Raw genomic sequence first — 6,898 nt, 5'->3', positions numbered from 1 at the left:
CCAGGGTGTAGCCGGTGACGGAGTAGCCGGCCTTGATCAGGTTCTCCGCCATCGGGGAGCCCATGATGCCCAGACCGATCCACGCAACCTTGGGAAGAGCGCTCATTGAGGTGCGCAGTCCTTTCTCGTATGGGGTGTTGGGGTAAGGAGGAGGCAGGTTCAGGCGCCGCGCAGCCAGCCGAAGGACTCGTGGCTCGGCCGGTCGCCGGGCTTGTACTCCAGGCCGACCCAGCCGTCGTAACCCGCCTTCTTCAGCCGGCCGAGCAGGTCGGCGAAGTCCAGCTCACCGGTGCCGGGCGCGCCGCGGCCGGGGTTGTCGGCGATCTGCACGTGCCCGGTCTTCTCGGTGTACTTCTCGATGACCTCGCCCAGGTCCTCGCCGTTCATGGCCAGGTGGTACAGGTCCATCAGGAACTTCGCGTTACCCAGCCCCGTGGCCGCGTTGACCTTGTCGACGACCTCGATGGCCTTGGGCGCCGAGACGATCGGGCACAGCGGCGACTCGGGCTGGTTGAGCGCCTCGATCAGCAGCGTCGCGCCGACGCGGTCGGCGGCCCGCGCGGCGAGTACCAGGTTCTCCAGCGCCAGGGTGTCCTGGACCTGCGGGTCGACGCCCTCGACGCGGTTGCCGTAGAGCGCGTTGAGCGCCTTGCAGCCCATCGTGCGGGCGAACTCGGCGGCGACGTCGATGTTCGCGCGGAACTTCTCCGACTCCTCGCCGGGGACGGAGAGCGCGCCGCGGTCCGGGCCCGGCAGCCGGCCGGCGTAGAAGTTCAGCCCGACCAGCTGCGTGCCCGCGTCGTTCAGCGCGTCCCGCAGCGCGTCCAGCTCGGACTGCGCGGGCACCGGCGCGTCGACCCACGGCCACCACAGCTCGACCGCGGTGAAGCCGGCGGCGGCAGCCGCCGCGGGCCGCTCCAGCAGCGGGAGCTCGGTGAAGAGGATCGACAGATTGACGTTGAAACGGGTGTCGGTGAAGCCCATGAGGGGTGGGTTCCTTCCGGTGTGAACGGTACGGAGGCTTACGGGTGCGGGCGGCCCGCACCCGGGTACGGGTCTCCCGCCCGCGGCGCGTACGGGAGACCCGTCGCCGTCAGCTCTTCAGCGGCGCGATCGCGCTCGGCGCGTGCCACGGCTCGGTCGCGATCTCCTCGAACTCGGTGACATCGCTGATGTCCGCGGTCTTGCTCATCGAGATGTTGGTGATCCGCTCCAGGATCGCCTCGACGACGACCGGCACCCGGTGCTCGGCGGCCAGCTTCTTGGCCTGCTCGAAGGCGGCGCCCAGCTCGGCCGGGTCGGTGACGCGGATGGCCTTGCAGCCCAGACCCTCGGCGACCTTGACGTGGTCGACGCCGTAGACGCCCAGCTCCGGCGAGTTGATGTTCTCGAACTCCAGGTTGACCTGGAAGTTGATGTCCAGGCCGATCTGCGCCTGGCGGATCAGGCCCAGGTAGGAGTTGTTGACCAGGACGTGGACGTACGGGATGCGGTGCTGGGCACCGACCGCCAGCTCCTCGATCATGAACTGGAAGTCGTAGTCACCGGAGAGCGCCACGACCTGCGCGTCCGGGTCGGCGGTGGCGACACCGAGCGCGGCCGGGATGGTCCAGCCCAGCGGGCCCGCCTGGCCGCAGTTGATCCAGTGGCGCGGCTTGTAGACGTGCAGCATCTGCGCGCCGGCGATCTGGGAGAGGCCGATGGTGGAGACGTACCGGGTGTCGGCCCCGAACGCCTTGTTCATCTCCTCGTAGACGCGCTGCGGCTTCATCGGGATGTTGTCGAAGTGCGTACGGCGCTGCAGCGTGGCCTTGCGCTCCTGGGTGGCGGCGGCCCACTCGCCGCGGTCGGGCAGCTTGCCCGCGGCCTTCATCTCCTTCGCCACCTCGACGAAGAGCTCCAGCGCGGCCTTGGCGTCGGAGGCGATGCCGTAGTCCGGGGCGAAGATCTTGCCGATCTGGGTGGGCTCGATGTCGACGTGGACGAACTTGCGGCCCTTGCGGTAGACGTCGAGCTTGTAGCCGGTGTGGCGGTTGGCCCAGCGGTTGCCGATGCCGAGGACGAAGTCGGACGCCAGGAAGTTCTCGTTGCCGTAGCGGTGCGAGGTCTGCAGACCCACCATGCCGGCGTTGAGCTCGTGGTCGTCGGGGAGAACGCCCCAGCCCATCAGCGTCGGGATGACCGGGGTGCCGGTCAGCTCGGCGAACTCCACGAAGAGGTCGGAGGCGTCGGCGTTGATGACGCCGCCGCCCGCGATCAGCACGGGCCGCTCGGCCTCGTTCAGCATCGAGAGGGCCTTCTCGATCTGGGCGCGGGTCGCGGCGGGCTTGTAGACGGGGAGCGGCTCGTACGTCTCCGGGTCGAACTCGATCTCGGTCTGCTGGACGTCGATCGGCAGGTCGATCAGGACGGGGCCGGGCCGCCCCGACCGCATCAGGTGGAAGGCCTGCTGGAAGACGCCGGGGACCTGCGCGGCCTCCAGGACGGTGGTCGCGGCCTTGGTGACCGGCTTGGCGATCGAGGCGATGTCGACGGCCTGGAAGTCCTCCTTGTGGATCACGTGGGTCGGCGCCTGGCCGGTGATGCACAGGATCGGGATCGAGTCGCCGATCGCGGAGTAGAGGCCGGTGATCATGTCGGTGCCGGCGGGGCCGGACGTACCGATGCAGACACCGATGTTGCCGGGGTGGGTACGGGTGTACCCCTCGGCCATGTGCGAGGCGCCCTCCACGTGGCGGGCGAGCGTGTGCTGGATGCCGCCGCCGGCCTTCAGGGCCGCGTAGAAGGGGTTGATCGCCGCACCCGGCACGCCGAAGGCGTTCGTCACGCCCTCGCGCTTGAGGATCTCCACTGCCGCACGCGCGGCGGTCATACGAGGCATCGAGTACTCCTGCGTTCCTGCGTCGGCCTGACAAGGGCGGGCTCTCGTACTCCCGAGGGACGTCCCGAAGAACGTCCCGAAGGACATTCCGAAGGGCATTCCGAAGGACCGGAGAGCCGCGCTTTCCGCATTACGGAAACTAAGTTTTGCTTGATGGAATGAGAAGGTAGAGCGCGACGATCCAGCCGTCAAGGGCCGACCTCGACAGGACCGGGAGGGGCGCAGGTGGGGGTGAGAGCGAGAGGGCCGCCTCGAACGGTGGCGGTCGGGTGGCTTTGACGACGCCGAGTTCGCGATTGCCGACTTCGGCGAGGCTGCCGGCTTCTCGCGGGAGGCGGGGTCCCAGGCGCCGGACTTCGGTGGCGTGGCCCGGGACCGTGCGCAGCAGCACGAGGCGCTCCGGGAAGCGGTGCGGGAGGGGCGGATGGCGCCCGGCATCGCCGCCGCACTCAGCGATCCGCAGACCGGTGACCGGTGACCGGCTGCTGTGCCACGGCTTCGAGGTGGTGACGGACCTCGCCGAGCTGCGCGGTGCCGGCGCCGGCACGTATCGACGTCCCGCCCACCTCACCGACCGGGAACTGTCGGCACGTATCGACGTCTCGGAACGGTGGTACTGCCTGCAGCTGTACCGCAAGCTCCTGGTGGAAGGCTCGGCCCGGCACCGGTCCTACAGGTGTGGGGGTCGCGCTTCCCCGAGCTCCGCAGCGGAGCCTAGGTACGGCCGTGGAGCGGGAACACAAGATCTCCGTCGCGCGGGGCTCGAAACACGGGTCGCGGCCAAGGACTGCATCGACCTCGCCGCGCTGCACGCGCGGCTGGGCGACCGCGCGGACCGGTACATCTCGCAGTATGTGAACGGCGTCGCCACGCAGATCCGGAAGGCACCGCCGGAGCGCTTCGCCGGCGAGCTCGCCGACCGGCTCGCCCGGGGCCGGGAGATCCACCAACGTCCCCCCGCACCGCAGGTCCAGCCGGAGCCAGGGGGGTTGGGTCGGTAGACATCGGGAGAGCCGGGCCAGCCGTACAACGGCGCCGGGCGGCACCGCACACAGGCGAATCGCCCTTCCGCATGGCCGGAAGGGCGATTCTTCGATACCCCGCGCTACGCGGGCCGTCGCACGGCGGACGTGTTACCGGATCGGCATGCCCGCCAGCGTGCGCGCGATGACCAGGCGCTGGATCTCGCTGGTGCCTTCGAAGATCGTGTAGATCGCGGCGTCGCGGTGCATGCGCTCGACCGGGTACTCGCGGGTGAAGCCGTTGCCGCCGAGGATCTGGATGGCCTGGCCGGTGACCTTCTTGGCGGTCTCACTCGCGAAGAGCTTGGACTGGGAACCCTCGGCCGCCGTGAAGGGCTTGCCGTTGACCGCCATCCAGGAGGCGCGCCAGACCAGCAGCCGAGCCGCGTCGATCGAGGTGCGCATGTCGGCGAGCTGGAAGGCGACGCCCTGGTTGTCGATGATCGGGCGGCCGAACTGCTCGCGGGTCTTCGCGTACTCCAGGGCCTCCTCGTACGCGGCGCGGGCGGTGCCCACGGCCATCGCGCCGACGGCCGGGCGGGAGGCCTCGAAGGTGGCCATCGCGGCGTTCTTCACGCGCTCGCCGCCGCCGGCCTTGGCGCGCTCCCGGGCGCGGGCGAGGCGCTCGTCGAGCTTCTCCTTGCCGCCGAGCAGGCAGCTGCCGGGGATCCGTACGTCCTCCAGGACGACCTCGGCGGTGTGCGAGGCGCGGATGCCGTGCTTCTGGAACTTCTGGCCCTGTGACAGGCCCGGGGTGTTCGGCGGGACGATGAAGGAGGCGTGCCCCTTGGAGCCGAGCTCGGGGTCGACGACCGCGACGACGACGTGGACGTTGGCGATGCCGCCGTTGGTCGCCCAGGTCTTGGTGCCGTTCAGGACCCACTCGTCCTTGGCCTCGTCGTAGACCGCACGCGTGCGCATCGAGGCGACGTCGGAGCCGGCGTCCGGCTCCGAGGAGCAGAAGGCGGCGACCTTGACGTCGTTCACGTCGCCGTACATCTGCGGGATCCAGGTGCCGATCTGCTCCTCGGTGCCGTTGGCGAGGACACCGACGGCGGCCAGGCCGGTGCCGACGATCGACAGGGCGATGCCCGCGTCGCCCCAGAACAGCTCCTCCATGGCCATGGGTATGCCGAGGCCGGTGGGGTCGAAGTACTGCTGCGCGTAGAAGTCGAGGGAGTAGATTCCGATCTTGGCCGCTTCCTGGATGACCGGCCAGGGGGTCTCCTCGCGCTCGTCCCACTCGGCGGCGGCGGGGCGCATGACGTCCGCGGCGAACCCGTGGATCCAGTCCCGGACTTCCTTCTGCTCGTCGTTGAGTTCCATGATGAACTCGGCCATGACCCCTCCAGCAGTACGTTACTTGCGGTAACAGCAGTGTGTTACTCGCCAGTAAGGGATGTCAACCTCAGCGACCGATATCTCCCGTCCGATGGCAGGGTGTTACGTTGCGCGAACAGCACGAATTCACCAGGGCGGGGAGCCGGACGATGGAAATGACACAGGAGAGCCGCCGTACGGCCAGTGAGCGCCGACGACGCGAGCTGCTGGAGGCCGCGGACCGCGTGGTCCTCCGCGACGGACCCGAGGCGTCCATGAACGCCATCGCGGCCGAGGCCGGGATCACCAAGCCGATCCTCTACCGGCACTTCGGCGACAAGGGCGGCCTCTACCGCGCACTCGCCGTACGCCACACCGATGCCCTCCTGGCCGGACTGCGCGCCGCGCTGGACTCCCCCGTACCGCGAAGGGACCGGGTCGAGGCCACGCTCGACACCTACCTCGCGGCCATCGAGGCCCGGCCCCAGGTGTACCGCTTCCTGATGCACCCGTCCGACGAGGGCCAGACCGGCGACCGCGGCTTCGACGTCGGCCGGCACTCCGCGCCGCTGCTGCGCCGCCTCGGCGAGGAGCTCGCGCAGGTGATCGCCGAGCGGGTGGACCTGGGGCCGGCCGGCGGCGAGCTGGCGCGGGTGTGGGGACACGGCATCGTCGGGATGATGCACGCGGCCGGCGACTGGTGGCTGCGGGAACAGCCGTGTTCGCGAGCGCAACTGGTACAGCATCTCGCGGATCTGCTCTGGGGACGCCTCGCGGCGGCAGGCGACCGGCCGGGCGGCCCGGGGTTCTAGCGCCGGCACGGAACCGTCGGCACGGAACCCGGGACCGGAGGCGACGTTTCCCTCCCGGGCCCCGGCCGGCGTGACGTTTCGCTTCCCGGCCCCCCTTGTACTGGGGAACGCTCCGGCAACTGGCATGGTGCCCGGGCTGCTGCGCGGCCCTCCCAGCTTCGGGCAGCCCGCCCGGCTGTGGGGCGGCCCGCCCACACGCCAGCTACGCGCCGCCCGCCGCCCACGGTGCCTTCGCCGCCGCCCGCAGGGCTCGGCGGCGGCGCAGGCCGGTGAGGTGGTCCACGTAGAGGCCGCCGTCCAGGTGGTCGCACTCGTGCTGCAGGCAGCGGGCGAAGAAGCCGGTACCCGCGATCCGGCAGGGCTCCCCGGCCAGCGTGACGCCCTCGACGACCGCCTCGTCGTGACGCGGCGTACCGGCCTCGATACCGGGCAGCGACAGGCACCCCTCAGGGCCGCGGACGAGCTCGCCGCCCACCGCCACCAGCCGCGGATTGACCACGTGCCCGAGGTGGCGCACGTCCTCGTCGTCCGGGCAGTCGTAGACGAACACCCGCCGGTCCACGCCGATCTGGTTCGCGGCGAGGCCGACACCCCGGGCCGCGTACATCGTCGCGAACATGTCCTCCACCAGCCGGGCCAGCTCGGGCCCGAAGTCGGTGACCTCCTCGCACGGCGCGTGCAGGGTCGGGTCGCCGAGCAGCCGCATCGGGCGGACGCGGCCGGAACTGCCGGGGAGAGAGCGGTGTCGCATGCCGGAAAGGGTACGTTCCGGCCGACGACCAGCCACGTTCCGGTCCCTGCCGGCGGAACCGCCGGACCGCGCCGAACGTCGTCCGAACGGTAACCTTCACACTTCCTCACGG

7 protein-coding genes are annotated in these 6,898 nt (G+C 70.3%); 2 read left to right on the top strand and 5 right to left on the bottom strand.

Features of this window, described 5'->3' with window-relative positions:
- The 3 genes from IF20_RS37750 to gcl all read right to left on the bottom strand — a co-directional run.
- Nucleotides 1-106: NAD(P)-binding domain-containing protein (locus IF20_RS37750; RefSeq protein ID WP_234426652.1), on the bottom strand; the 106-nt coding region annotated here is incomplete at its 3' end.
- 53 nt (nt 107-159) lie between these two features.
- Complete coding sequence (locus IF20_RS14300; RefSeq protein ID WP_052865507.1) at nt 160-984, bottom strand: TIM barrel protein; 825 nt, start codon at nt 982-984, stop codon at nt 160-162.
- Nucleotides 985-1,093: 109 nt separating this feature from the next.
- Entirely contained in the window at nt 1,094-2,881 is a 1,788-nt protein-coding gene (gene gcl / locus IF20_RS14295; protein ID WP_110944149.1) for a glyoxylate carboligase, read from the bottom strand.
- Between the two features lie 467 nt (nt 2,882-3,348).
- Between gcl and IF20_RS14290 the strand changes: the two genes are divergently transcribed.
- Nucleotides 3,349-3,882 (top strand): hypothetical protein, encoded by a 534-nt coding sequence (locus tag IF20_RS14290; protein WP_052865505.1) that lies wholly within the window; start codon nt 3,349-3,351, stop codon nt 3,880-3,882.
- Between the two features lie 132 nt (nt 3,883-4,014).
- On the opposite strand, the gene IF20_RS14285 is transcribed toward IF20_RS14290, so the two are convergent.
- Nucleotides 4,015-5,244 carry an acyl-CoA dehydrogenase family protein gene (locus tag IF20_RS14285; protein WP_052865504.1) on the bottom strand — a complete coding sequence of 410 codons (1,230 nt, stop codon included), beginning with the start codon at nt 5,242-5,244 and terminating at the stop codon, nt 4,015-4,017.
- A 149-nt stretch (nt 5,245-5,393) separates the two neighbouring features.
- On the opposite strand from IF20_RS14285, the gene IF20_RS14280 reads away from it, so the two are divergent.
- Nucleotides 5,394-6,035 (top strand): TetR family transcriptional regulator, encoded by a 642-nt coding sequence (locus IF20_RS14280; protein WP_052865503.1) that lies wholly within the window; start codon nt 5,394-5,396, stop codon nt 6,033-6,035.
- Nucleotides 6,036-6,237: 202 nt separating this feature from the next.
- Here IF20_RS14280 and def read toward each other — a convergent pair whose 3' ends face one another.
- On the bottom strand, nt 6,238-6,786 hold the full coding sequence (gene def / locus IF20_RS14275) for a peptide deformylase (RefSeq protein ID WP_052865502.1): 549 nt from the start codon (nt 6,784-6,786) through the stop codon (nt 6,238-6,240).
- Nucleotides 6,787-6,898: the final 112 nt, after the last annotated feature.

It is taken from the genome of Streptomyces niger (genome assembly GCF_000718305.1).
Lineage (GTDB): Bacteria > Actinomycetota > Actinomycetes > Streptomycetales > Streptomycetaceae > Streptomyces > Streptomyces niger.
This window is presented reverse-complemented; position numbering and strand designations above follow the sequence as displayed.

Bases quoted from the DNA above. Each gene is read 5' to 3' on its own strand.
- IF20_RS14300 (WP_052865507.1), bottom strand. From the start codon at position 984: ATGGGCTTCACCGACACCCGTTTCAACGTCAATCTGTCGATCCTCTTC.
- gcl (WP_110944149.1), bottom strand. From the start codon at position 2,881: ATGCCTCGTATGACCGCCGCGCGTGCGGCAGTGGAGATCCTCAAGCGC.
- IF20_RS14285 (WP_052865504.1), bottom strand. From the start codon at position 5,244: ATGGCCGAGTTCATCATGGAACTCAACGACGAGCAGAAGGAAGTCCGG.
- IF20_RS14280 (WP_052865503.1), top strand. From the start codon at position 5,394: ATGGAAATGACACAGGAGAGCCGCCGTACGGCCAGTGAGCGCCGACGA.
- def (WP_052865502.1), bottom strand. From the start codon at position 6,786: ATGCGACACCGCTCTCTCCCCGGCAGTTCCGGCCGCGTCCGCCCGATG.